We start from the raw sequence: 23,195 nt of genomic DNA on the forward strand, positions 1-23,195 counted from the left end.
GTCGAACATGGAGTCGAACATGGAGGTCGGCGAGGGCGTCAAGCTGGTGCGCCAGGCCGGCGACCAGCTGAGCCAGATCCTCGGCCATTCCCGCAAGGTCGCCGCCACCATCGCCGACATCTCCTCGGCCGCCGGCGAGCAGGCCAACGGCATCGACGAGATGAGCCAGGCGGTGGCCCATCTCGACGAGATGACCCAGCAGAACGCGGCCCTCTCCGAGCAGAGCGCGGCGTCGGCCGCCTCGCTCTCCTCCCGCATCGGACAGCTCAACGACCTCGTCGCGGCCTTCAAGACCGGGCAGGAGGGCGCGGGGACCGCGGCGACCTATCAGCCGCACGCACCAGCCCCGACCGAGCCGGCGCGCCTGCGCAAGCTCGCCGAGGCCGCCTTCGTGCAGACCAAGGCCCAGGCACCCGCGCCGCGGCCCGCAGCCGCCGCGCCGGCCGCCCGAGCACCGGCCAAGAAGGTCGCCAACAGCCGCGCCAGCGACTCCGGCTGGGAAGAGTTCTGACGAAACCTGAACGGGCTGCGTTTCAGGCGGCGCGGCCCGCCGCCATCATGGTGTTGGCTATTTCGGTATAAAGCGACGTCCAGGCGCGTTCGATTTCGGGCGTGAAGCCCGCGCCGAGAGACGTTCGCAACGTCCAGATCAGCGCCTCTCCGACATAGTGGTAGTGCCGTTCCTGGACGCGGTAGCCGCGATGGCCTCGGCCCAGCTTCCGCAGCAGGACGGTCAGGCCTCCGGGATCGTTTAGCGCCGCCAGCGCGACGGTCAGCATCTCCATCAGCTTCACGCCTTGCGCTGCGATGTCGCCCTTGAACAGCGGCTTCACCTCGGGGGCGATCTCGAAAAGGCGCCCGTAGAACAGCGCCGCCGTCTCGCTCCTGCGGCGATGCAGCTGCGCAAAGCTGTCCCTGACCAGGGTGATGTCGTCCTTGGTCATCGTATCCTCGATCATGGCGTCACTCCCCGATTGTCGGATTTCTGAGCTGCCGTGAGTCGCCACGGTGGACCTGGAGATTTTGACTCCCGCATTCGTAACATGAAACGGGCCAGGCCCTCTTCGGCGGCACAGGCCATGGCCAGCCTGCACACCCATCGACAGGCGCATGCCGGCCCGATTATGCAGGACAGGCCCAACAGCGAGGGCGGCCCGCATATTGCGTGCCTGCCGGCCCGACATGCCTTCATGGAGATGACCGATGAGCAGCAACCTCCGGATCGACGGCGCCCGGCTGGTGTCTCGGCTCACCGCGCTCTCGGCCATCGGCGCCACGCCGGAAGGCGGCTGCCGTCGCCTTGCCCTCAGCGATGAGGACAAGCAGGGCCGCGACTGGCTGGTCGGACAGATGCAGGCGCTCGGCCTCGATGTGAAGATCGATGCGATCGGCAACATCGTCGGCATCCTGAAGGGCAGGGAGGATGGGCCGGCCGTCATCATGGGCTCGCATATCGACACGGTCGGCACCGGCGGCCGCTTCGACGGCGCGCTCGGCGTCGTTGCTGGCGTCGAGGTGCTGGCGACTTTGCGCGATGCCGGCCTGACCCCCAAGCGCGACATGGCCGTGATCGCTTTCACCAATGAGGAGGGCGCGCGCTTCCACCCTGATATGCTCGGCTCTTATGTCTGGGCCGGCGGCATGAGCGTCGTGGCCGCCCATGCGGAGCTCGACGCCGATGGCGCGGTGCTCGGGACCGAGCTCAAGCGCATCGGCTATGAGGGGCCCGAGCAGCCCGGTTTCCTGCCGGCGCATGCCTATCTCGAAATGCATATCGAGCAGGGGCCGGTGCTGGAGAGCGAAGGCGGCGGGCTCGGCGCCGTCACCGGCATCCAGGCGATCTGCTGGCTCGAACTCACGCTCAAGGGCCGCCCGAGCCATGCCGGCACGACGCCGATGGCCTATCGCAAGGATCCGGGGCTGGCTGCGGCGCGCATCAACATCTTCGCCAATGAGGTGACCAAGACGATTCCGGGCCAGCTCGCCAATTCCGGCGTGATCCGGGTGCAGCCGGCCAACGTCAACGTCGTCCCCGAGACGGTGATCATGACGCTCGACCTGAGAAACCCGCTCGACGCGCCACTGGCGCAGGCGGAAGCCGCGGTTCGGGCCTTCTGCGCCGAACTGTCGGCGCGCGACGGCATCGAGATCGCTTTCCGCGACCTCGCCCGCTTCCCGGCAACGCCCTTCGCGGAGGAGCTCATCGCCGGCATGGAGCAAAGCGCCGCCGAACTCGGCCTGCCGATCCGACGCATGATCTCCGGCGCCGGCCATGATGCGCAGATGATGTCGCGGGTCTGTCCGACCGCGATGGTCTTCATTCCCTCGATCGGCGGGCTCTCGCACAACCCGGCCGAGTTCAGCACCGACGAGGACATGACCGCCGGCGCCAACGTGCTGCTCAACGCGGCCTGGCGCGTCGCGAATGCCTAGGCGAGATTTTTTGAACGACGCAGACAGGATACGCCCATGACGACAATCGCCTCGCTTTCCGCAGCCGAACTCGGCCCGCTCTTCGCCAGCCGCGAGCTCTCGCCCGTCGATGTCGCCAGGGACGCGCTCGAGCGGATCGAGCGCTTCGAGCCGCAGATCAACGCCTTCGTGGTGCGCGATGCCGCCACCACGCTCGCCATGGCCGAGGCCTCGCAGGCGCGCTGGCTGAAGGGCGAGCCGCTGGGACCTCTCGACGGCGTGCCCGTCACCATCAAGGACAATATCGGCATCGCCGGCTGGCCGATGCGCCGCGGTTCCGCCGTGGCGTCCGACGCGCCCTTTGCCGAGGACGCGCCGGCAGCCGCGCGCCTGCGAGAGGCGGGCACCGTCTTCCTCGGCAAGACGACGATGCCGGAATATGGCTGGAAGGGCGTCGGCGATTCCCCGCTCTCAGGCATCACCCGCAATCCCTGGAATATCGCCACCGGCCCCGGCGGCTCTTCTGCCGGTGCGGCCTCCTGCGCCGCGCTCAATCTCGGCTGCATCCATATCGGCACGGACGGTGCCGGTTCGGTGCGCATCCCCGCAGCGTTTACAGGCGTCGTCGGCCTGAAGCCGACCTATGGCCGCGTCCCGGCCTGGCCGGTTTCGACCATGGGCTTCCTCGCCCATCTCGGCCCGCTGACCCGCACCGTCGCCGACACCGCGCTCGCGATGAACGCGATTGGCCGGCCCGATATCCGCGACATGACCGCGATGATCGACCGTGCGCCTGATTATGTCGACGGCCTCAAGGGCGGCGTGAAGGGCCTGCGCATTGCCTGGTCGCCGAAACTTGGAGGCAATGTCACGGTCGATCCCGAGATCGCGGCGCTGACGCAAAGCGCGGCGATGGCCTTCCGCGACCTCGGCGCCAGCGTCGAGGAGGTCGATCCGGGGTTCGGGGACCCGATCGAGACGCTGATGACGATCTGGTCGGCGGGCGCTGCACTCGCATTGCGCAGCGCCGGCCCGGCCGAGCGGGCGCGCATGGACCCGGGCCTCGTCGCGGTGGCGCAGCAGGGCGAACGCGTCTCGGGTGCGACTTACGTCGATGCGCTGCTGAACCAGCGCAATGCGCTTGCGCACAAGATGGCGCAATTTCATGCACGCTTCGATCTGCTGCTGACGCCGACCTTGCCGCTGCCGGCCTTCGCGGTCGGCGCCAATACACCGGCCGATGGCGCCTATGGCGACGACTGGACGCGCTGGACGCCCTTCACCTACCCGTTCAACATCACCCAGGCCCCGGCGATCTCGCTGCCCTGCGGGCTGACGAGCGCAGGCCTTCCGGCGGGGCTGCAGGTGGTCGGCGCCTTCGGCCGCGACGCCCTGGTGCTGCGCGCTGCGGCAGCCTTCGAAGCGGCCAGGCCCTTCGCCAGGATCGACACGCCGGTCGGCCTCGCCTGACGATCGCTCGTGCCGGCGCCCGCCAATGAAGCAGGCGTCGGCGCGAGCAACTCAATGGCGCTGCTGGAACCTGCGAAATATTTTTCTCCGCTCCAATCCAGCCCAGCAGCCCCAATCCGGCGGCAAACTCTCAACCGGTTCCGTTTGGCACGAAGCGTGCAGGCAGTTGGCCGCCTGCGGATGGCCGGTCAGACGAGTTGTCACGGCAGAATTTTTCTGCCCAAACTCGCGCCAAGGTCGCCCGTATAGAGGTTGCCGTTTCAGGGGAGAGATCGATGGACCGCAGAACATTTCTGAAAGCCGCCGCGGGGACCGGCGCATTGGCAGCCAGCGGTGGGCTTGCGATGCCGGCCCTCTCGCAAGGTGCCGCGGCGAAGACCCTGCGCTTCGTGCCCCAGGCAAACCTCGCCAATTTCGACCCGATCTGGGGCACGCAATACGTCGTCCGCAACGCGGCCCTGCTGGTCTGGGACACGCTTTACGGCATCGATTCGAACTTCCAGCCGAAGCGTCAGATGACGTCGGGCGAGGAAGTCTCCGCCGACGGGCTGGTCTGGACCTTCAAGCTGCGTCCCGGCCTGAAATTCCATGACGGCGCGCCGGTGACCTCCAAGGATGTGGTCCAGAGCCTGAAGCGCTGGCAGGCCCGCGACCCGATGGGCCTGATGATCAAGGCGATCGAGAACGAGCTCGTCGCCGTCGATGATACGACCTTCAAATGGTCGCTGAAGCAGCCCTATCCCAAGATGCTGTTCGCGCTCGGCAAGAACAACTCGCCCTGCACCTTCATCATGCCCGAGCGCATCGCGAAGACCGATCCCTTCACCCAGATCACCGAGTATATCGGCTCCGGCCCGATGAAGTTCGTGCGCAACGAATGGGTCCCCGGCGCCAAGGCGGTGTTCGAGAAATTCGCCGACTACGTCCCGCGCGACGAGCCTGCCTCCTGGCTCTCCGGCGGCAAGAAGATGCTGCTCGATCGCATCGAATGGGTGATCATGCCCGATGCCGCGACGGCCGCCGCCGCGCTTCAGAACGGCGAAGTCGACTGGTGGGAGACCGCGCTCTCCGATCTCGTGCCGATCCTCAAGAGGAACGCCAACATCAACGTCGATATCGGCGATCCGCTGGGCAATATCGGCGCCTTCCGCATGAACCACCTGCATCCGCCCTTCAACAATGTGAAGGTGCGGCAAGCCGTGATGACGGCGCTGAATCAGGAAGACTACATGCGCTCGATCGTCGGCGACGACGACAAGCTCTGGAAGGAGATGGGCGGCTTCTTCACGCCCGGCACGCCGCTCTACACCGAAGAGGGCGGTGCCATGATGAAGGCGAAGAACGTCGCCGCCGCCAAGAAGCTGCTCGCCGAGTCCGGCTACAAGGACGAGCCTGTCGTCTGCGTCGTCGCGCAGGACATGGCCGCGACCAAGTCGATGGGCGACGTCACCGCCGAGCTGCTCAAGAGCATCGGCCTGAAGGTCGATTTCGTTGCGACCGACTGGGGCACGACCGGCGCCCGCCGCGCCCAGAAGACCCCGCCCGGCCAGGGCGGCTGGAACATGTTCCACACCTGGCATGCCGGCGCCGACTGCGTGAACCCTGCCTCCTACACCGCGGTTCGCGCCAATGGCGAGAAGGCCTGGTTCGGCTGGCCGGACGTGCCGGCCGTCGAGACCGAGGTGACGAACTGGTTCAATGCCAAGGACATTGCCGAAGAAAAGACGGTGATGGGCAGGCTCAATACGGCCGCGGTCGCGAACGTCGTCTATTGCCCGACCGGCTTCTATCTCGGCTACCAAGCCTGGCGGAAGAACGTTTCGGGCGTCACCAGCGGGCCGTTCCCGGTCCTCTGGGGCGTGTCGAAGGCATGACATCTCGGAAATGGGGGCGGCGCTGTCGCCCCATTTCCGATCCAGGGTCGCGCGCGTCCTACGCGCCGATCGCGGCGCTTTCATTTCGCCGGGCCGATGACAGGCCCGGCGCAGCCAGACACCAGATCAAGCGACAAAGGGCCGGAAAGCCGCAATGTTAGCCTTCATTGTCAGACGGATCATCACGACCATCCCTGTGATGGCGTTCGTGGCCCTGTTCGTCTTCTCACTGCTCTACATCGCGCCCGGCGATCCCGCCGCGGTCATCGCCGGCGACCAAGCCTCGCCTGCCGATGTCGAGAAGATTCGCGCCAGCCTGGGGCTCGATCGGCCTTATCTCGTGCGCTTCGCCGAATGGGCCTTCCGCGTGCTGCAAGGCGATCTCGGCACCTCGATCTTCACTTCGCTCCCGGTGACGCAACTCATCGCCCAACGCATCGAGCCAACCCTCTCCCTGATGGTATTGACGCTGATCTTTGCGGTGACGATCGCCGTGCCGATGGGAGTCATCGCCGCCTGGAAGGCTGGGACCTGGATCGATCGCGGCGCCATGGCGTTTGCGGTCTTCGGCTTCTCCGTGCCGGTTTTCGTGGTCGGCTATCTGCTGGCCTATGTCTTCGCCCTGCAGCTCGACTGGGTCCCGGTCCAGGGCTACACGCCACTCTCTCAGGGCGTCTGGCCCTGGTTCAGGAACCTGATCCTGCCCGCGGTCACGCTCGGGCTGGTCTATATCGCGCTGATCGCGCGCATCACCCGGGCAACCATGCTCGAGGTGCTGCAGCAGGATTATGTCCGCACGGCGCAGGCCAAAGGGGTGGGCCAGCGCGAGGTTCTCTTCATCCACGCGCTCAAGAATGCGGCGGTGCCGATCGTCACGATCATCGGCATCGGCATCGCGCTCCTGATCGGCGGCGCGGTGGTCACCGAGAGCGTCTTCGCCATTCCGGGCCTCGGCCGGCTCACGGTCGATGCCATCCTGCGGCGCGATTACCCAGTCATCCAGGGCGTCGTCCTGATGTTCAGCCTGGTCTACGTGCTCGTGAACCTGATCATCGACCTGACCTATACGCTCGTCGATCCGAGGATACGCTATTGACGATGCAAAACTCCCTCTCAGTGCCCTCCGCCCTCGCTGCCTCGCCCGAACCCGACATCGCGCCGCTGCCGGGCCGCTGGACCCGTTTCCACCGCTATCTGCGGCGGCACCCTGCCGTGGCGATCGGCGGCTCGCTGCTCGTATTGATGGCGCTGATCGCCGTCTTCGCACCGCTGTTGTTCACGGTCGATCCGACCGCGATCGCGACCTCGCGGCGCACGCGCGTGCCGTCCGAGCTTTACTGGTTCGGCACCGACATGCTGGGCCGCGACATCTATTCGCGCGTCGTCTACGGCGCGCGGGTCTCGCTGGTCGTCGGCTTCAGCGTGGCCATCCTCTCCTCGATCATCGGTCTGTCGGTCGGACTCTTCGCCGGCTTCGTGCGCTGGGCCGATGGCATCGTCATGCGCATCATCGACGGCATGATGTCGATCCCGCCGATCCTGCTTGCCATCGCCCTGATGGCGCTGACGCGCGGCTCGATCCAGAACGTCATCATCGCGATCACGATCGCCGAGATTCCGCGCGTGGCACGCCTGGTGCGCGGCGTCGTGCTGTCGCTGCGCGAGCAGCCCTATGTCGAGGCCGCGATCTCGAACGGTGCGCGCACCCCGCGCATCATCCTGCGCCATATCCTGCCAAACACCTTCGCGCCGATGAGCGTGCAGGCGACCTATATCTGCGCGAGCGCCATGATCATCGAGGCGATCCTGTCCTTCATCGGTGCGGGCATCCCGCCGGCGACGCCCTCCTGGGGCAACATCATGGCCGAGGGGCGGGCGCTCTGGCAGGTCAGGCCGCACATCATCCTGTTCCCTGCGATCTTCCTCTCGATCACCGTGCTCGCCGTGAACCTGCTGGGCGACGGCCTGCGCGACTCGCTCGATCCGCGCCTCGCCAAGGCGCTCTGACGCGAGGCGTCGAACAACCTCTCCGGGCGCCCCATGCGCCGGGAGCAGTCCATCCCCACGATGGCCGGCGCTTGACGCGCCGTCCATGCCGAGCCGAGCATCCACCATGCCTGACGATGAAGCCGCTCCCGATCGGGACCCGCGCAACGCGCCCGTGATCCCGTCTTCATTGATGGAGACCACCCGGTGAGCCGCATCCTGACCATCGCCGCAGCCCAGCTCGGCCCGATCCAGCGCGACGAGAGCAGGGCGTCCGCCGTCGCCCGCATGATCGAGCTGATGCGCCAGGCCAAGGACCATGGCGCCGATCTCGTCGTCTATCCGGAAGCCGCGCTGACCGCCTTCTTCCCGCATTGGTTGATCGACGACGAGGACGAGATCGACAGCCATTTCGAGAGCGCGATGCCCGGGAACGAGACCGCGCCGCTGTTCGAAGAGTCCAGGCGTCTCGGCGTCGGCTTCCATCTCGGCTATTGCGAACTGGCCCATGAAGAGGGCCGCAAGCGCCGCTTCAACACGGCGATCCTCGTCGACAAATCAGGCGCGATCGTTGGAAAATACCGGAAGATCCATCTGCCGGGCCATCCCGAGCATCGCCCCAACGCCCCGTTCCAGAACCTCGAGAAGCGTTACTTCGAGACCGGCAATCTCGGCTGGCCGGTCTGGCGGACGATGGATGCCAATATCGGCATGATGATCTGCAACGACCGGCGCTGGCCCGAGAGCTACCGCTCGATGGGCCTGCAGGACGTCGAGTTGATCGTGCTCGGCTACAACACGCCCAAGCACAACCCGCCGGCGCCTGACCATGACCGGCTCGGCAATTTCCACAATCAGCTCGTGATGCAGGCCGGCGCCTATCAGAACGCGACCTGGGTCGTCGGCGTCGCCAAGGCGGGGCTGGAGGCCGGCGTCGACCAGATCGGCGGCACCTGCATCATCGCCCCGACCGGCGAGGTCGTGGCGCAGGCGGTGACAGAGAGCGACGAACTCGTCGTTGCCCGCTGCGACATGGATCTGGGCAACAGCTACAAAGCCTCGACCTTCAATTTCGCCAGGCACCGCGAGCCGCAGGCCTATGGCCTGATCGTCGAGCGCAAGGGCGCTGTCGGGCCGTGAGCGAAGCAGAACGTCGTATTCTCATCGGTTCGGCAGGTGGAGAGCAACTCGTCATCGAATGGCCCGAGATCGCCGGCGAGTGGGCTCGCGTTGATGTTTCATTCCGGTCAGGCGCATTCGCCGGAGCTTTTCGGTGCAATGTGCTTGCAGCGGAGCTTCACGAACTCGAACGAATGTTGCCTGTCGTAAAGCGCGACCTCGTCGCCTATTCGTGGTGGTCGGCCGAACGGAACATCGCTCTCGAGTTGATTCCGAGCCGACTCGGCACGATCACCGTGAGCGTGGAACTTTCGGACGATCCTGCCTTGCGCAAACTGAGTTTCGACATGGCGATCGATCAAAGCTACCTGCCAGGGTGAGGCGGATGGCGCCGATTGCGAAGTCAGGCACTTGAGGTTATGTATATCCCAATTGGATATACGGAGGTGATGATGCTGGCGAAAACCCGCGCGACCACCAAGCTCTTTACGACCAACCGCTCGCAGGCCGTGCGCCTGCCGAAGGAACTTGCTTTTCCGCCGGACGTCACGGAGGTCGAGATCATCAAGCAGGGATCGGGCGTGTTGATCGTGCCGAAGGGCAAGGGCTGGGATGATTTCTTCGACAACGGACCTTTCGCCAGTGATGATTTTATGGTGACGCGCGACCAACCGCTGGCTGCAGAGGAACGAGAAGAGTTCTGATGCTGACCTATATGCTGGACACGAATATCTGCATCTACCTCATCAAAGATAAGCTCCCGCATTTGCGCGAGCGCTTCAAAGAGACTCAGGAACAGGTCTGCATTTCCAGTGTGACGTTTGGCGAACTTCATTATGGAGCCGAGAAATCCGATCAGCGCGGCCGCAATATCGATGCGCTGCAGCGTTTCGTCGCGCGCATGCCCGTTCTGCCGTTCGACGCCGAGGCTGCCGAAAACTATGGTCAGTTGCGTGCGGACCTGAGCAGGCGCGGCACGCCCTGTGGCCCATTGGACACCCAGATCGGCGCCCATGCACGCAGCCAGGGCTTGATCGTCGTCACCAACAACCGCCGCGAATTCGACCGCATGCCCGGGCTGCGCGTCGAGAATTGGGTCTGACAGACCTGCCCGATATGCTCCTTCTCGTTCCTTCCGCAGCCGCCCTTCAGGACAAGCCATGACCCACGATCTCATCCTCAAAGGCGGACGGGTCATCGACCCCTCGCAGAAGCATGACGGCATCCTCGACGTCGCCTTCACCGACGGCAAGGTTTCCGGCTTCGGCAAGGACCTCAAGGGCGCCAGGGAGATCCGCGACGTCTCCGGCTACATCGTCACGCCCGGCCTGATCGACCTGCACACCCATGTCTATTGGGGCGGCACCTCGCTCGGCATCGACGCCGACGAATTCTGCCGTGCCTCGGGCGTCACCACCTCGGTCGATACGGGGTCGGCCGGCCCCGGCAATTGGCCGGGCTTCCGCAAGCACGTCATCGAAAAGAGCCAGGCCCGCATCCTCGCCTATCTCCATGTCTCTCATGCCGGCATCTACGGCTTCGATCACCGCGTCATGGTCGGCGAGAGCCGCGATATGGCGATGATGAATCCGATCGACTGTGCCGAGGTCGCCGACAAGAACCGCGACCTGATCGTCGGCATCAAGGTCCGGGTCGGCTTGCACGCTTCAGGCGACCAGGGCACGGCGCCGCTCAACATCGCGCTGCAGGTCGCCAACGAGGTCGGCATGCCCTTGATGTGCCATATCGACCATCCGCCGCCATCCTATGAGGAGGTGGTGAACATGCTCAGGCCGGGCGACGTGCTGACCCATGCCTTCCGCCCCTTCCCGAACGCGCCCTGCACCGCGCAGGGCACGGTGAAGCCCGAGGTCCAGGCTGCCCGCAAGCGCGGCGTCATCTTCGACATTGGCCACGGCAAGGGCTCGTTCTCGTTCAAGACGACGCGCGCAATGCTCGCCAACGGCTTCGAGCCCGACGTGATCTCGTCTGACGTCCACAAGCTCTGCATCGACGGTCCCGCCTATGATCAGGTGACGACCATGTCGAAGTTCCTGCTGATGGGCATGAGCCTGAACAACGTCATCGCGGCCTCGACCGTGAATGCAGCGATGGCGCTGAAGCGCCCCGAATACGGCTCGCTCAGGGTCGGCTCGCTCGGCGACGCGACGATCCTGACGGTGAAGGAAGGCAAGTTCGACTATGCCGACGTTACCGGCGAGCACATGATCGGCGACAGGAAGATCGTCTCCGAGGGCGTCGTGCTGAAGGGCGCCTGGTGGCACCCCAAGCGCAGCAACAAGTTCAAGAAGGTCGCGGCATAGGCGTAGGTTTTCGCCGCAAGGAGTGTTTAGCTGAGGCGGGTTTGGCTGAAGGGAGAATTCCGATGCTGACAATGCGCTCTGGCCTTGCCGTCCTGTCCCTGCTTCTCGTGTCCGCCCCGGCAGCGGCGGACACGCCTGATATCCTCAAGGGGAAATTCGCGTTCAATTGGCACTCGGAACCGGGCCGGCAGAAATGCCTCAAGGTTGATGGACCGGTGCTGGCCAGTTTCAAGTCGAGCAAATACCGCTGCGATCTCAACGCCAAATCAAATACCGCCTCAGGTGCGAGCGCTCGCACCTGCACGGAGGTCAAGGGCAGCAAGGAGTATCTGATCTTCGATACGATGCGGGCGTGCGAAATGGAGCGGAAGGTTCAGGATTCGAACAGTGAAGGCTAATTCGACGGCCTGAACATGATCGATCCGTCTTTGCCGCGGTGGCGAGCGATGACGCCTGCCGACTTGCCCGCCGTCGGCGCGCTCGCAGCGCAACTTCACCCTGGCTATCCCGAGGACGAGGCTGTCTTCGCCGAACGCCTGGCGCTCGCTGCTGAGGGCTGCTTGTGCCTGGAGCAGGCCGGCCGCGTCTGCGGCTATGTGCTGAGCCACCCCTGGCTGCGCGCCCGGATTCCGGCGCTCAACAGCCTGCTCGGTGCGCTGCCGGAGGCGGTGGACGCCTATTACATTCACGATCTTGCGCTGCTGTCGGCCATGCGCGGTGGCGGCCATGCCTCGGACTGCGTCGAACGGATCGCCGGGTTTGCGCGCGGGGGCGGCTTCGCCTGCCTCTCGCTCGTCGCCGTCAACCGCTCGACCGGCTTCTGGCAGCGCCAGGGCTTTCGCCCGGTGCATGACCCCGCCCTTGCGGCAAAGCTCGCAAGCTATGACGATGCCGCGCGCTATATGGAGCGCGAGCTGGACCCCGACGCCATTGGCGTTGCCCGACCCTGATACGACGAGGAAGCTGCCGATGAGCGCCGAAGAGAAACTCAAGGATCTGGGCCTGAGCCTGCCCGCGGTCGCGGCGCCGATGGCGAACTATGTCCGCTTCAAGCGGGCCGGCGATCTCGTCTTTCTCTCGGGGCAGGGGCCACGCAATCCCGACGGCTCCATTCCCGCCGGCAAGGTCGGCAAGGATTTCACCACCGAGCAGGCCTATGAATTTGCCAGGACGACGGGCCTGGGGCTGCTGGCGGCGATGAAGGAGGCGGCCGGCTCGCTCGACAAGGTCGAGGTGATCAAGCTGCTCGGCATGGTCAATGGCGTGCCGGATTATGGCGACCAGCCCAAGGTCATCAATGGCTGCTCGGACCTGCTCGTCGCGGTGCTCGGCGAAAACGGCCGACATGCCCGCTCCGCCGTCGGCATGGGCTCGCTGCCGGGCAACATGCCGGTCGAGATCGAAGTCATCATCAAGGTGCTGCCGTGAACGTGCCTGCCCAGAAAGCCATGAACTACGAAGCACTGAAGGCCGAGGTCGCCCGCGTCTATGGAACGCCGGCCGTCGTCATCGACCTCGACAAGGTCGAGGCCAATATCGCCCGTCTCCAGGCGGTCTGCGATGCCAAGGGCGTCGCCAACCGCCCGCATATCAAGACGCATAAGTCGCCTGAACTGGCCCGCCTCCAGATCGCGGCGGGCGCGCGCGGCATCACCTGCCAGAAGCTCGGCGAGGCCGAGGTGATGGCCGATGGCGGCATCGACGACATCCTGATCAGCTACAACATCCTCGGCGAGCAGAAGCTCGGCCGGCTCGGCCAGCTCCAGCGCCGGGTCAGGATGATCGTCGCCGCCGACAACCCCGTCACGATCGGTAGCTTGCCGCAGGCGGCCGAGATCGCCGGGCGCGACCTCGAGGTCGTGGTCGAATGCGACACCGGCCGGCAGCGCGCTGGCGTCGAGACGCCGGGTGAGGCTGTCGAACTGGCGAAGCTGATCGCGAGCTCGAAGGGGCTGCGTTTCGCCGGCTTCCTGATGTATCCGCCCGAAGACGGCTGGGAGCGCACGCAAATCTTCCTCGACACTGCCAATGCCGGCCTGCGCGATGCCGGTCTCGAAGCCGGCATCGTCTCGACCGGTGGTTCGCCCAACATCCCCAATATCGGCAAACTCAAGGGCGCGACCGAGCACCGAGCCGGCACCTCGATCTTTAACGATCGCATGCAGGTCGCAGCCGGTGTGGCGAGCCTCGATGACTGTGCGCTGAGCGTCTATGCCACGGTGGTCAGCCGGGCCGGACCGGAGCGCGGCATCCTCGATTCCGGCTCGAAGACGCTGACCAGCGACACCGGCGGCCTCGAAGGCCATGGCTACATCCTCGAATACCCGGCCGCGAAGATCGCTAAATTCGCTGAGGAACACGGCTTCCTCGATCTCTCGGCGAGCAACGGCCGTCCGAAGGTCGGAGAGGTCGTGCGGATCGTGCCCAACCATGTCTGCGTCGTCGTCAACATGGTCGACCGGCTGGTGACGGTGCGCGGCGACACGCTGGTCGGCGAATTGCCGGTGGCGGCGCGGGGCAAGCTCGTCTGACGGCGGCCTTGCCGCCAGCGGCCTGTCCGGCCCGGACCCTGTGTCGATGCGAGCCCGGACCAACGGAATGATTCCGTCCCGAAGCGGCATGCTCTAGCCTGCCGCTTCGGAGTCGCACGGGCGGCCCCGTGCAGCCGAAGGGATCGCAGTGGTTTCCGGGCAGGATGTCGAGAAGAACGGGCCGGCCAGATCGGAGTCCAGGGTGCCCGGCAGTTCTGTCGCGGCCCTGGGAGCCATCGTCGCCGGCGCGCTGGTGCTCCAGATCGCCGGCACGGTGCTCAACATGCTGGTGCCGTTGAGCCTCGCGCTGGCGCAGCAGAGCCCGCTTCTGATCGGCCTCGTCGGCTCCGCCTATTCGGTCGGCTTCCTCTGGGGCTGCTTCAAGCTGCCGCCCCTGATCCGCCGCATCGGCCATATCCGCGCTTTCGCCGTCTTTGCTTCCCTGCAGACGATGTCGACGATCTCGATCGCGCTGCTGCCGGCGGAGTTGTGGATCGTGCCGCGGCTGGTGATGGGCCTCGCTGCGGCCGGCCATGGCATCTGCATCGAAAGCTGGATCAGCGGGCAGGCCCATCCCAGCCAGCGAGGCCGGATTTTCGGCCTCTATCAGATCCTGAATCGGATCGCCTTGATCGCCTCCCAGCTTGCGGTCGGCTATGCCGCGATCCGCATGGAGAGCATGCTCCTTCTGGCGGCGATGGCGTTTTCGACGGCACTGATTCCCGTCTGCTTGACCCGGGCGCGCGGGCCGGACTCGTCGGAGGCGGTCACGCTGAAACTCAGGCTGCTCTGGACGCAGGCGCCAGCTGCGGTGATCGGCTGTCTCTATGTCGGCCTCATGGGCGGCCCGCTGGTCAATGTCGCCCCGGCCTATGGCATCCTGATCGGCCTCGACCAAAAGGCGGCGACCCTGCTCACCGCTTCCGTTCAGATCGGAGCCCTGCTGCTGCAATGGCCGATAGGCCTCGTCGCCGACCGGCTCGACAGCCGCATCATCATGCTCGCGGCGGCTGGAACCGTCATTGCGGCCCTCGTCGCGCTGGGCATCAGTCTTCACCTCGGCGCCTTGCATTTGACGGGGCTGCTCGTGCTCTTCGCGATCGTCGGCGCCGGCAGCATTCCGCTCTACACGGTCGCGGTGACCCATGCTTTCGTCCGCCTGAAGGACGAGCAGCCCGTCGGGCTGTCGGCGGGGCTGCTGTTTCTGTGGGGTGTCGGCTCGACGATCGGCCCGCTGGCAAGCTCGGCTGCCATGCAGGCTGTCGGCCCCCAGGGCCTGCCGATCTATTTCGCGGTGCTGTCGGTCGGCCTTTGCATTTTCCTCGCCATCCGCCTTGTCCGCAAACCAGCGCCGGCACCTGTGGAATCCAGCCGCGACGTAAGGCCGATCTCCGTGCCGGGAATGGGGTCGCGGCTGACGCCGCTCAAATGAGCGAGGTGCCCTCCCGGCGCCGCGCCGAATCCGCCCTCAGTTCTGCACGATCTTCGAGCCCTTGATCACCACGTCGGAGGAGGCCTTGGCATTGAGTTTGCCGCTGGCCTGAATGGTGATGTCGTTGCCCTTCAGCGTGACGGTTCCGTCCTTCTTCATGGCGAGCGAAGCGTCGCGGCATGCGAGCCCGAGTTGCTGGCCGCTCTCAACGCTAGCCGCGACCGCCGCGGTCAGGGCGAGGTCGCGGCTGTCCAGCGTGATGTCGCGCCCGCTCGCCAGGCTCATCCTGCTGCCGGCGACGACGCTGAGCTTGCCGCCCGCGCTGATGGCGAGCGCTCCGCCAGCAGTGATGCTCATCCCGCCCGGTGCGGTGATGGCGAGCGCTCCAGCCGGCGTGGCCGAAATCAGCGCGGTCAGCGCGCCCAAGCGAGCTTCGAGGAGAGCTATCCGGCGTTCCAGAGCATCGGTATCGGCTGCCATGGTGCTTCCTCCTGCTCAGTGCCCTCTGGGGATGGCCTGTTCACACCTCTGGGTGGCGCGCGTTCCACGCCGCCGCATAGTCCGTGCAGAGCTTGTCGAGTTCGTCGCGGTCGGTGACGCCGGCCGGCCGGCTCCGCGAGGGCGAGGCTTGTAGGAATGGGACATAACGCTGATGCGCGACGCGCCAGAGCCGGCGCAGCTCCGCCAACGGGTCGGCATGATCGTCGACGCGAATGTCGAAGCTCGGCACCGGCTCGCCGGACCAGATCCGGATCGCCGCCGACTGCCGGCCGCGCTTGTCGCCGCCGGCCTTCTCGCCCGCTTCCAGCGCGACCAGGAGCCGCTCGTCGAAATCGAGCGCGGAGGCCGCGATATAGGCTTTCAACGTTTGCTCGATCACCTCCGGCCCGCTGAGCATATTGCCGGCGACGGAGACCTGCGGTCCATCGATCGCTCCGCACCAGTCGATGCAAGCGGAGCCGGTATGGGAGGCGATTCGGCCCTCGCGGTCGATGACGTGGAGCTGGCGGTGTGAGCGGCCTTCATCGGCGGCTGTCAGCGTCGCCACGATCTCGACCGCGGAGCGGCCCTCCTGCAGCAGCCGGAAGCCGTCGATGCCGTAGAGCGGATTGACGAAGGCCTGGGTCGCGATCGCGCCGATCCGGCCGCCGCCATAGGGCACGCGCGAACCCACCGCGAAGGCGCAGGTCGAGACAGCGACGCCATAGGCGCCGGTGGCGGCATCGCGAGCGACGATGGACCAGGTCATGCTGACACATATCTCATGCGGATCGCTCCTCAGCGGCCGGCGGCATAGGCCTGCATCAGACGCGGCGTCGCGGCCGCGCGCAAGAGGCCGTTGCCGTCCGTCTCGGCGGCGGTCAGGCGTCCGATCGTCCAGGCCGGAGCGCGCTCCAGCCTGTGGCCGCGCGCGACGAGATCGGCCAGCACGGATTCGCCGATGCTCTCCTCGACGGCCAGATGCCCTGGATTGGCCTCTCGCGGATAGAAGGTCGAGGGGAAGTGCTGGGTGTGGAATAGCGGCAGGTCGATCGCCTCCTGCAGGTTGAGGCCGTGATGCACCCGGCGCAGGAACATGCCGAGCTGCCACTGCTCCTGCTGGTCGCCGCCCGGCGTGCCGAAGACGAGGCGCGGCTCGCCGTTCTCGAAGGCGAGCGAGGGCGTCAGCGTCGTACGCGGGCGCTTGAACGGGGCGAGCGAGGAGGGCAGCCCTTCCTCGAGGAAGAAGGCCTGCGCCCGTGCGTTCAGCGGGAAGCCGAGCGCCGGGATCACCGGCGAGGACTGGAACCACCCGCCCGACGGCGTCGCGGCGATCATGTTGCCCCATTTGTCGATGACGTCGATATGCACGGTGTCGCCGCGCCGGCCTGCCGCGACCATAGAAGCCGTGGTCGGCTCGCCAACCGTCGCGTCGGCCTTGCCGGATTGGCCGACATAGCGGACGCTGGCCATGGCGCGCGCGACCTGCTCCTCGAAGCCCGCGATCATGCCCGGCCGCAGCTCCTGAGACGCCGTGTCCGTGATGAGGTTGCGGCGTCCCCGCGCGTAATCCTCGGAGAGCAGCGTCGCCAGCGGCACCTTCACGAAATCGGGGTCGCCGTAATAGGCCTCACGATCGGCGAAGGCGAGCTTCATCGCCTCCGCGACGTGATGGATGAAGGCGGCGCTGTCGGGCCCCATCCCGGCGATGTCGATACCTTCGAGGATCTTCAGCGTCTGCAGGAAGACGGGCCCCTGGCCCCAGGGACCGATCTTGAACACCTCCCAGCCGTGATAGGTCACGCTGGTGGGCGTCTCATAGGTCGGCTGCCAGCGCGCCATATCGTCGGCGGTCAGCAGGCCCTTATGGCGCCGGCCCGAGGAATCGATCGCCTCGGTCGTCCGGCAGAAGGTGTCGATCGCCTCGGCGACGAAACCCTTGTACCAGGCGTCGTAAGCCGCCTGGATCTGCTTCTCGCGGCTGCTGCCCGCGGCCTCCGACTCGCTCAGGATGCGCTTGTAGGTGTCGGCCGCTGCCTGGTTCCGGAACAGCGCCTTGGCCTTGGGAACCTGCCCACCCGGCAGGTAGACCGCGCCCGAGGTCGGCCACTCATTGGTGAAGAGGTCGGTCAGGCCGGCAAGCGTGTCGCTGACGCGCGGCAGCATCGGATGGCCGTCCTCGAAATACCCTATCGCGGGTTCGAGAACCTCGCGCAGGGGCAGGCGGCCATGGTCGCGCAGCAGCGTCATCCAGGCCCCGAAGGCGCCGGGCACGACGGCCGCGAGCAGGCCGGAGCCCGGCACGAGATCGAGGCCTAGCGCCTTGAAGGCATCGATGGTCGCGGCCTCCGGCGCATTGCCCTGCCCGCAGATCACCTCGACCTTCTTCGTCTCAGCCGAATAGAACACCGCCGGCATCTCGCCGCCGGGACCGACCAGATGCGGCTCGACGACCTGCAGCACGAAGGCTGCCGCCGCGCAGGCGTCGAAGGCGTTGCCGCCCTTTTCCAGCATGGCCATGCCCGTCGCAGTGGCGAGCCAATGCGTCGAGGTGCAGACACCGAAGGTGCCGAGGATTTCCGGACGGGTGGTGAACATGGGTGGTCCTTAGGCTCAGTTTTCTTTTGGATCGAGGACGTCGCGCAGGCCGTCGCCGAGCATGTTGAAGCCCAGCACGGCGAGGAAGATGCAGATGCCGGGCGCGACCGACATCCACGGCGCCTGGTCCATGAAGTTCTTGGCGACGTTCAGCATCTGGCCCCAGGAGGGGGAGGGCGGCTGCTGGCCGAGGCCGAGGAACGAGAGCGCCGCTTCGAGAATGATCGCCTGCGCCATGAACAGGGTCGACTGGACCACGATCGGCGACATGATGTTGGGCAGGATATGACGCAGCACGATCCGCAGATCGCGTGCGCCGACCGCCCTGGCGCCCTCGACGAAGTCCTCCGTCTTGACGCTCATGACCTGCGCGCGCACCAGCCGCACGAAGATCGGCACCGCCGAAAGCCCGATCGCGATCATCGCATTGGTCAGCGACGGGCCAAGCACGGCGGCAAACGCAATCGCCAGGATCAGGAACGGGCAGGCCAGCATCGCCTCGGTGACGCGCGAGATCACGGCATCGATCCAGCCGCCATACCAGCCGGCAAGCAGACCAAACGGCACGCCGATGGCGAGCGCGATCAGGACCGAGACGATGCCGGCGAGCAGCGAGGCGCGAGCGCCATAGAACAGCCGCGAGACCTGGTCGCGCCCGAGTTCGTCCGTGCCGAACCAGTAGAGCTCCGAGGGCGGCTTGCGGATGGCGAGGAAGTTCGACTTCAGCGGGTCGGCCAGCGGCAGCAACGGCGCAAACAGCGCCATCAGCACGAAGGCGAGCACGATCGCGCCGCCGATCAGCGCCGAGCGGTTGCGGACGAGCCGCGCCATCACGCTCGGGCGCGGGCGGAAGGAAGGCTCGGCCGGCCCGGTCAGTCCGTCTGTTCCCGCAGCCGCCATCACTGTGCCCTCAGCCGCGGATTGACGAGGATGTAGAGCACGTCGGCGAGCAGGTTCATCAGGATGAAGCCGATCGCGGTGCACAGGACGACGCCCTGCACGACGCCGTAGTCCCGGTTGAACACAGCATCGACGATCAGCTTGCCAAAGCCCGGGATCGTGAAGACCTGCTCGGTCAGCACGGCGCCGCCCAACAATTCGCCGAACAGGATCGTCGATAGCGTGATGATCGGCACTAGCGCATTGCGTAGCGCGTGACGGTTGACCACGGCATCCTCATCGAGCCCCTTGGCGCGGGCGGTGCGGACATAGTCCGAGCGCAACACCTCCAGCATGGCCGAGCGGGTGTGACGCATCAGGAAGGCGGCAAGCCCGCTGCCGAGCACGAAGGCGGGCATGATCAGCCGCTCGATCGCCCCTTTCGGATCGCTGAAGAACGGCTCGTAGCCGGAGGCCGGCAGCCATTTCAGTTCGACCGAGACGACCAGGATCAGCATGATCCCGAGCCAGAAATTCGGGATCGAGAGCCCCGACAGCGCCAGCGCGCTGGCGGAATAGTCGACGACGGTGTCCTTGCGTCGCGCCGCGATGATGCCGGCGGGAATGCCGATGCCGATGGCGACGATGATCGAGGCGATGGCGAGTTGCAGCGTCACCGGCAGCTTCTGCAGGATCAGCGCGAGGACCGGCTCGCCGGTACGCAGCGAGCGGCCGAAATCGCCCTGCACCACCTGTCCGAGCCAGGCGAAGAACTGCACCACGACGGGATCGTCCATGCGGTAGATCTCGCGCAACCGCGCGATCACCTCGGGATCGCGCTCCTCGCCGGCGATGACGAGGAACGGATCGCCCGGCAGCGCGCGCTGCAGGGCGAACACGAACAGCGACACCAGGAACAGCGTCGGCAGCGCGATCAGGGCCCGGCGGCCGATCAGGGCGAGCATGCGGCCCTCGTCACGCTGGTCTTCATCAAGACCGCTTCATCCCCGCGAGCCGGATCATGCCGTCCGGACTGATCGCGAAGCCGCTGATGTTGGAGCGCATCGCGAAGAACACCGTCTGGTTGTAGAGATAGACGATCGGCAGTTCGTCCTGGAGGAACTTCTGCGCGGCGTCGTAGCGCTTCTTGCGCTCCGCGACGTCATAGACGGTGCGTGCTTCGTCGAGCAGCTTGTCGACCTCGGCATTGGAATACTTGCCGTCGTTCTGGTTGCCCTTGGAGGTGACGAACTGGTGCAGGTTGCCGTCCGGGTCGATGCGGCCCGACCAACCGACGCGGCTCATCTGGAACTTGCCCTGCTGCTGGTCGCGCAACTGGCTGGCGAACTCGGTCGAGCGGATCTGGATGTCGATCCCGGCCTCGGCCGCCATCGCCTGGATGACCTGGCCGAGCTGTGCATCGACGGGGTTGTTGGTGACGAAGAGCTCGACCGAGACCTTGGCGACGCCAGCTTCCTTAAGCAGGGCCTTGGCCTTGGCGACGTCGCGTGCCGGCACCGGGAAATCGGCGCTGACATAGGGGTTTCCGGAGTTGAACGGCTGGATCATCGGCTCGTAGAGCCCCTCGAACACGACCTGGCTCAGGACCTTCCGATCGATCGAGAGCGAGAGCGCCTGCCGGACGCGCTTGTCCATGCCCATCGGCTGCTTGGCGGCATCGCCATTGGCGGTATTGATGGTGATGCCCTGGTAGCCGAGGTTGGGGATACCCGCGACCTTGAGAGCCTTGTCTGATTGGGCCGACTTCACGTCGGTGGGGGCCAGCCGTTCCAGCATGTCGAGTTCGCCGGCGCGCAAATTGGCGAGGCGCACGGTGGTGTCGGGGATGGAACGGTAGAGGATGCGGTCGAAATGGTAGTTCTGCGCCTCCCAGTGCTCCTTGAAGCGCTCCAATACGATGCGGTCGTTCTGCACCCGCTCGACGAATTTATAGGGTCCGGAGCAGACTGGCTTGGCGGCGACGTCGCCTGCGAGGCTCTTGGGCGCCAGCATCATGCCAGCCCGGTCGGTGAGTTGCGCCAGCAGCGTCGCGTCGGGACGCTTGAGTTTCAGCACGATCGTCGAAGCATCGGGTGTCTCGACGCTGTCGACCGAGGCGAGCTCCGATTTGCGCAGCGAATCGGGCATTGTCCGTGCGCGCTCGATATTGGCCTTGGCGGCTTCGGCATTGAAGGCGTCGCCATCATGGAACTTGGCGTCGGTGCGTAGCTTCATCGTCAGGGTCAGGCCATCGGACGAAAACGACCATTCGGTCGCCAGCCGCGGCACGAGCTTCAGATCCGGCGTGATGTCGAGCAGCTTGTCGCACAGGCCCTTGAAAACGATGCGGCCGACAAAAGTGCGCGCCTTGTGCGGATCGAGCATGTCGGGGTCTTCCTGCAGGCCGATGCGCAGGGTCGACGGCGTCTGGGCGAGGACGGGCAGGGCTGAAAACGTCAGCAGCGTGGCCGAGGCAAGGGCAGTCAGCAGCTTCATCGGATATCCCCTCTTATTGATCGTGGTCTTCGCCACCGAATGTCGTCCCAGTCGGTACTAACTTGATGCAAAATCGTGCTCGCGTCGATGCGGCATCGCATCATTGTCCGCCCTGACCTGCATGCTTTTGCGTCGCCGACCTGCATGCAAGTTGACGGCCATCCATATGCCCCGCAACGACAGCCCTCATGCGCCCGTCACGGTCGCCTTGGCCGCCCTCGCTGGCTACAAGACCTCAGGAACAAGCGCTCGCGCAAGGCGCCGATTTGGAGAAAGACCAATGCTGCTGGGTGTGATCGCCGACGATATGACGGGCGCGACCGATGTCGCGCTGATGCTGAATCGCAGCGGCATGCGCACCGTCCAGCTCATCGGCGTGCCCCCCACGGGGCAGGCGCTGCCGGAAGCGGACGCGATCGTCGTCGCGCTGAAATCGCGCACCAACCCCGTCGCGGAGGCCGTGGCCGATTCGCTGGCCGCCTGCGAGGCGCTGCTGGCAGCGGGCGCGAAGCAGATACTGTTCAAATACTGCTCGACCTTCGATTCGACGCCGTCAGGCAATATCGGGCCGGTCGCGGATGCGCTGGCGCAGCGGCTGCGCGCTGAGATCGCCATCGTCTGCCCGGCTTTCCCCGCCAATGGCCGCTCCATCTATCAGGCCTATCTCTTCGTCGGCGCGGTGCCGTTGCATGAGAGCTCGATGAAGGACCACCCGCTGACGCCGATGCGGGATTCCAACCTGATGCGCCTGATGGGCGCGCAGACCAAGGCGGCAGTCGGCCTCGTCGATTACGCAACCGTCCTGGCCGGCCCCGATGCGGTCAAGGCACGGTTCGCCAGGCTGAGCGGGGAGGGCACGCGCTATGTCGTCACCGATGCGCTGACCAATGCCGACCTGATGGTGCTGGGCGAAGCCGTCGCCGGCCATGTCCTGCTGACCGGCGGCTCTGGCATCGCGATGGGGCTGCCGCAGAATTTCCGCAAGGCGGGGCTGTTGCCGGAGCGTGAGATCGCAGCCAGCTTGAGCGCGCCGGCCGGCCGTGCCGGCATCATCTCCGGCAGTTGCTCGACCGCGACGCGCGGACAGATCAAGACCGCAATCGAGGCCGGCTATCCAGCGCTCAAGGTCGATCCGATGGAGCTGATCTCCGGCGGGCAGGATGCGGGCAAGCTCGCCGATTGGGCGCTGGCGCAAGCTGCGGACAGGCCCTTCCTGCTCTATTCCAGCGACGATCCGAAAGAGGTCTCGGCGGTCCAGGAAAAGCTTGGCCGCGACAAGGCGGGCGAGACGGTCGAGCATGCCTTTGCGGAAACGGCCGCGCTGCTGGCAAAGGCGGGCGTCTCGCGCCTGCTGGTCGCGGGCGGCGAGACCTCGGGCGCCGTCGTGCAGGGGCTCGGAATCGGGATGCTGGAAATCGGCCCCGAGATCGACCCGGGCGTGCCCTGGACGCGCGTCGCGGGCGGGCAGGATATGGTGATTGCGCTCAAATCGGGCAATTTCGGCGCGCCGGACTTCTTCGTGAAGGCATGGGGCCTGTTGCGCTGAGGCGCAGTTCCCGGCCGGCGAAACTCGTATAGGATGCGCTGCACAAGG

24 protein-coding genes are annotated in these 23,195 nt (G+C 65.9%); 17 read left to right on the forward strand and 7 right to left on the reverse strand.

Annotation, left to right across the window (positions count from 1 at the left end; all coding sequences use genetic code 11):
• The coding region (locus AC1DYU_RS17290; protein ID WP_476792708.1) for a methyl-accepting chemotaxis protein at window positions 1-511 on the forward strand (511 nt) is incomplete at its 5' end.
• A 22-nt stretch (window positions 512-533) separates the two neighbouring features.
• On the opposite strand, the gene AC1DYU_RS17295 is transcribed toward AC1DYU_RS17290, so the two are convergent.
• Window positions 534-959 carry a globin family protein gene (locus AC1DYU_RS17295; RefSeq protein ID WP_476792709.1) on the reverse strand — a complete coding sequence of 142 codons (426 nt, stop codon included), beginning with the start codon at window positions 957-959 and terminating at the stop codon, window positions 534-536.
• A 244-nt stretch (window positions 960-1,203) separates the two neighbouring features.
• Between AC1DYU_RS17295 and AC1DYU_RS17300 the strand changes: the two genes are divergently transcribed.
• From AC1DYU_RS17300 to AC1DYU_RS17370, 15 genes are all read left to right on the forward strand, one after another.
• Window positions 1,204-2,433 carry a M20 family metallo-hydrolase gene (locus AC1DYU_RS17300; protein WP_476792710.1) on the forward strand — a complete coding sequence of 410 codons (1,230 nt, stop codon included), beginning with the start codon at window positions 1,204-1,206 and terminating at the stop codon, window positions 2,431-2,433.
• Window positions 2,434-2,469: 36 nt separating this feature from the next.
• On the forward strand, window positions 2,470-3,882 hold the full coding sequence (locus AC1DYU_RS17305) for an amidase (RefSeq protein ID WP_476792711.1): 1,413 nt from the start codon (window positions 2,470-2,472) through the stop codon (window positions 3,880-3,882).
• 275 nt (window positions 3,883-4,157) lie between these two features.
• Complete coding sequence (locus AC1DYU_RS17310; RefSeq protein WP_476792712.1) at window positions 4,158-5,756, forward strand: ABC transporter substrate-binding protein; 1,599 nt, start codon at window positions 4,158-4,160, stop codon at window positions 5,754-5,756.
• 154 nt (window positions 5,757-5,910) lie between these two features.
• Window positions 5,911-6,852 (forward strand): ABC transporter permease, encoded by a 942-nt coding sequence (locus AC1DYU_RS17315; protein WP_476792713.1) that lies wholly within the window; start codon window positions 5,911-5,913, stop codon window positions 6,850-6,852.
• A 2-nt stretch (window positions 6,853-6,854) separates the two neighbouring features.
• Window positions 6,855-7,763, forward strand: coding sequence for an ABC transporter permease (locus AC1DYU_RS17320; RefSeq protein WP_476792714.1), 909 nt, complete (start codon window positions 6,855-6,857; stop codon window positions 7,761-7,763).
• Between the two features lie 186 nt (window positions 7,764-7,949).
• Complete coding sequence (locus AC1DYU_RS17325) at window positions 7,950-8,882, forward strand: N-carbamoyl-D-amino-acid hydrolase (RefSeq protein WP_476792715.1); 933 nt, start codon at window positions 7,950-7,952, stop codon at window positions 8,880-8,882.
• A complete protein-coding gene (locus AC1DYU_RS17330) occupies window positions 8,879-9,241 on the forward strand; it encodes a WapI family immunity protein (protein WP_476792716.1) in 363 nt (120 codons plus the stop codon). The genes AC1DYU_RS17325 and AC1DYU_RS17330 overlap by 4 nt, the downstream gene beginning before the upstream one ends.
• Before the next feature lie 72 nt (window positions 9,242-9,313).
• Entirely contained in the window at window positions 9,314-9,565 is a 252-nt protein-coding gene (vapB, locus tag AC1DYU_RS17335) for a type II toxin-antitoxin system VapB family antitoxin (RefSeq protein ID WP_476792717.1), read from the forward strand.
• The gene (gene vapC, locus AC1DYU_RS17340; RefSeq protein WP_476792718.1) at window positions 9,565-9,963 is read left to right on the forward strand and encodes a type II toxin-antitoxin system tRNA(fMet)-specific endonuclease VapC; all 399 of its coding nucleotides are present in this window, start codon (window positions 9,565-9,567) and stop codon (window positions 9,961-9,963) included. The genes vapB and vapC overlap by 1 nt, the downstream gene beginning before the upstream one ends.
• A 58-nt stretch (window positions 9,964-10,021) precedes the next feature.
• Entirely contained in the window at window positions 10,022-11,185 is a 1,164-nt protein-coding gene (locus tag AC1DYU_RS17345; protein WP_476792719.1) for an amidohydrolase/deacetylase family metallohydrolase, read from the forward strand.
• Window positions 11,186-11,247: 62 nt separating this feature from the next.
• Complete coding sequence (locus AC1DYU_RS17350; RefSeq protein ID WP_158485971.1) at window positions 11,248-11,583, forward strand: hypothetical protein; 336 nt, start codon at window positions 11,248-11,250, stop codon at window positions 11,581-11,583.
• Between the two features lie 48 nt (window positions 11,584-11,631).
• On the forward strand, window positions 11,632-12,135 hold the full coding sequence (locus AC1DYU_RS17355; protein WP_476792720.1) for a GNAT family N-acetyltransferase: 504 nt from the start codon (window positions 11,632-11,634) through the stop codon (window positions 12,133-12,135).
• Window positions 12,136-12,154: 19 nt separating this feature from the next.
• Entirely contained in the window at window positions 12,155-12,613 is a 459-nt protein-coding gene (locus AC1DYU_RS17360; protein WP_476792721.1) for a RidA family protein, read from the forward strand.
• 20 nt (window positions 12,614-12,633) lie between these two features.
• Window positions 12,634-13,716 (forward strand): D-TA family PLP-dependent enzyme, encoded by a 1,083-nt coding sequence (locus AC1DYU_RS17365; protein WP_476792722.1) that lies wholly within the window; start codon window positions 12,634-12,636, stop codon window positions 13,714-13,716.
• 202 nt (window positions 13,717-13,918) lie between these two features.
• The gene (locus AC1DYU_RS17370; protein ID WP_476792723.1) at window positions 13,919-15,148 is read left to right on the forward strand and encodes an MFS transporter; all 1,230 of its coding nucleotides are present in this window, start codon (window positions 13,919-13,921) and stop codon (window positions 15,146-15,148) included.
• Window positions 15,149-15,184: 36 nt separating this feature from the next.
• Here AC1DYU_RS17370 and AC1DYU_RS17375 read toward each other — a convergent pair whose 3' ends face one another.
• The 6 genes from AC1DYU_RS17375 to AC1DYU_RS17400 all read right to left on the reverse strand — a co-directional run bounded on the left by AC1DYU_RS17375 (window position 15,185) and on the right by AC1DYU_RS17400 (window position 21,601).
• Window positions 15,185-15,628 carry a DUF2345 domain-containing protein gene (locus AC1DYU_RS17375; RefSeq protein WP_158485976.1) on the reverse strand — a complete coding sequence of 148 codons (444 nt, stop codon included), beginning with the start codon at window positions 15,626-15,628 and terminating at the stop codon, window positions 15,185-15,187.
• A 40-nt stretch (window positions 15,629-15,668) separates the two neighbouring features.
• Window positions 15,669-16,397 carry a DUF1028 domain-containing protein gene (locus tag AC1DYU_RS17380; RefSeq protein WP_476792724.1) on the reverse strand — a complete coding sequence of 243 codons (729 nt, stop codon included), beginning with the start codon at window positions 16,395-16,397 and terminating at the stop codon, window positions 15,669-15,671.
• Window positions 16,398-16,426: 29 nt separating this feature from the next.
• Window positions 16,427-18,226, reverse strand: a complete 1,800-nt coding sequence (locus AC1DYU_RS17385) for a gamma-glutamyltransferase family protein (protein WP_476792725.1) — start codon at window positions 18,224-18,226, stop codon at window positions 16,427-16,429.
• Window positions 18,227-18,241: 15 nt separating this feature from the next.
• On the reverse strand, window positions 18,242-19,057 hold the full coding sequence (locus AC1DYU_RS17390) for an ABC transporter permease (RefSeq protein WP_476792902.1): 816 nt from the start codon (window positions 19,055-19,057) through the stop codon (window positions 18,242-18,244).
• Window positions 19,058-19,125: 68 nt separating this feature from the next.
• Window positions 19,126-20,070, reverse strand: a complete 945-nt coding sequence (locus AC1DYU_RS17395; RefSeq protein ID WP_476792726.1) for an ABC transporter permease — start codon at window positions 20,068-20,070, stop codon at window positions 19,126-19,128.
• Window positions 20,071-20,095: 25 nt separating this feature from the next.
• Window positions 20,096-21,601, reverse strand: coding sequence for an ABC transporter substrate-binding protein (locus tag AC1DYU_RS17400; protein ID WP_476792727.1), 1,506 nt, complete (start codon window positions 21,599-21,601; stop codon window positions 20,096-20,098).
• Between the two features lie 280 nt (window positions 21,602-21,881).
• Here AC1DYU_RS17400 and otnK point away from each other — a divergent pair, with 280 nt between their 5' ends.
• Window positions 21,882-23,147 carry a 3-oxo-tetronate kinase gene (otnK, locus tag AC1DYU_RS17405; RefSeq protein ID WP_476792728.1) on the forward strand — a complete coding sequence of 422 codons (1,266 nt, stop codon included), beginning with the start codon at window positions 21,882-21,884 and terminating at the stop codon, window positions 23,145-23,147.
• Window positions 23,148-23,195 lie beyond the last annotated feature (48 nt).

The sequence above is a fragment of the Allobosea sp. P2_B12 genome (assembly GCF_056404835.1).

Excerpts from the sequence above, each read along its gene's own strand:
- AC1DYU_RS17320 (WP_476792714.1), top strand. The coding sequence starts at position 6,855 with ATGCAAAACTCCCTCTCAGTGCCCTCCGCCCTCGCTGCCTCGCCCGAA.
- AC1DYU_RS17295 (WP_476792709.1), bottom strand. The coding sequence starts at position 959 with ATGATCGAGGATACGATGACCAAGGACGACATCACCCTGGTCAGGGAC.
- AC1DYU_RS17385 (WP_476792725.1), bottom strand. The coding sequence starts at position 18,226 with ATGTTCACCACCCGTCCGGAAATCCTCGGCACCTTCGGTGTCTGCACC.
- AC1DYU_RS17400 (WP_476792727.1), bottom strand. The coding sequence starts at position 21,601 with ATGAAGCTGCTGACTGCCCTTGCCTCGGCCACGCTGCTGACGTTTTCA.
- AC1DYU_RS17355 (WP_476792720.1), top strand. The coding sequence starts at position 11,632 with ATGACGCCTGCCGACTTGCCCGCCGTCGGCGCGCTCGCAGCGCAACTT.
- AC1DYU_RS17375 (WP_158485976.1), bottom strand. The coding sequence starts at position 15,628 with ATGGCAGCCGATACCGATGCTCTGGAACGCCGGATAGCTCTCCTCGAA.
- AC1DYU_RS17390 (WP_476792902.1), bottom strand. The coding sequence starts at position 19,057 with ATGGCGCGGCTCGTCCGCAACCGCTCGGCGCTGATCGGCGGCGCGATC.
- AC1DYU_RS17350 (WP_158485971.1), top strand. The coding sequence starts at position 11,248 with ATGCTGACAATGCGCTCTGGCCTTGCCGTCCTGTCCCTGCTTCTCGTG.
- AC1DYU_RS17305 (WP_476792711.1), top strand. The coding sequence starts at position 2,470 with ATGACGACAATCGCCTCGCTTTCCGCAGCCGAACTCGGCCCGCTCTTC.
- AC1DYU_RS17360 (WP_476792721.1), top strand. The coding sequence starts at position 12,155 with ATGAGCGCCGAAGAGAAACTCAAGGATCTGGGCCTGAGCCTGCCCGCG.
- vapB (WP_476792717.1), top strand. The coding sequence starts at position 9,314 with ATGCTGGCGAAAACCCGCGCGACCACCAAGCTCTTTACGACCAACCGC.
- AC1DYU_RS17310 (WP_476792712.1), top strand. The coding sequence starts at position 4,158 with ATGGACCGCAGAACATTTCTGAAAGCCGCCGCGGGGACCGGCGCATTG.
- AC1DYU_RS17365 (WP_476792722.1), top strand. The coding sequence starts at position 12,634 with ATGAACTACGAAGCACTGAAGGCCGAGGTCGCCCGCGTCTATGGAACG.
- AC1DYU_RS17315 (WP_476792713.1), top strand. The coding sequence starts at position 5,911 with ATGTTAGCCTTCATTGTCAGACGGATCATCACGACCATCCCTGTGATG.
- AC1DYU_RS17380 (WP_476792724.1), bottom strand. The coding sequence starts at position 16,397 with ATGACCTGGTCCATCGTCGCTCGCGATGCCGCCACCGGCGCCTATGGC.
- AC1DYU_RS17300 (WP_476792710.1), top strand. The coding sequence starts at position 1,204 with ATGAGCAGCAACCTCCGGATCGACGGCGCCCGGCTGGTGTCTCGGCTC.
- AC1DYU_RS17345 (WP_476792719.1), top strand. The coding sequence starts at position 10,022 with ATGACCCACGATCTCATCCTCAAAGGCGGACGGGTCATCGACCCCTCG.
- otnK (WP_476792728.1), top strand. The coding sequence starts at position 21,882 with ATGCTGCTGGGTGTGATCGCCGACGATATGACGGGCGCGACCGATGTC.
- AC1DYU_RS17395 (WP_476792726.1), bottom strand. The coding sequence starts at position 20,070 with ATGCTCGCCCTGATCGGCCGCCGGGCCCTGATCGCGCTGCCGACGCTG.
- vapC (WP_476792718.1), top strand. The coding sequence starts at position 9,565 with ATGCTGACCTATATGCTGGACACGAATATCTGCATCTACCTCATCAAA.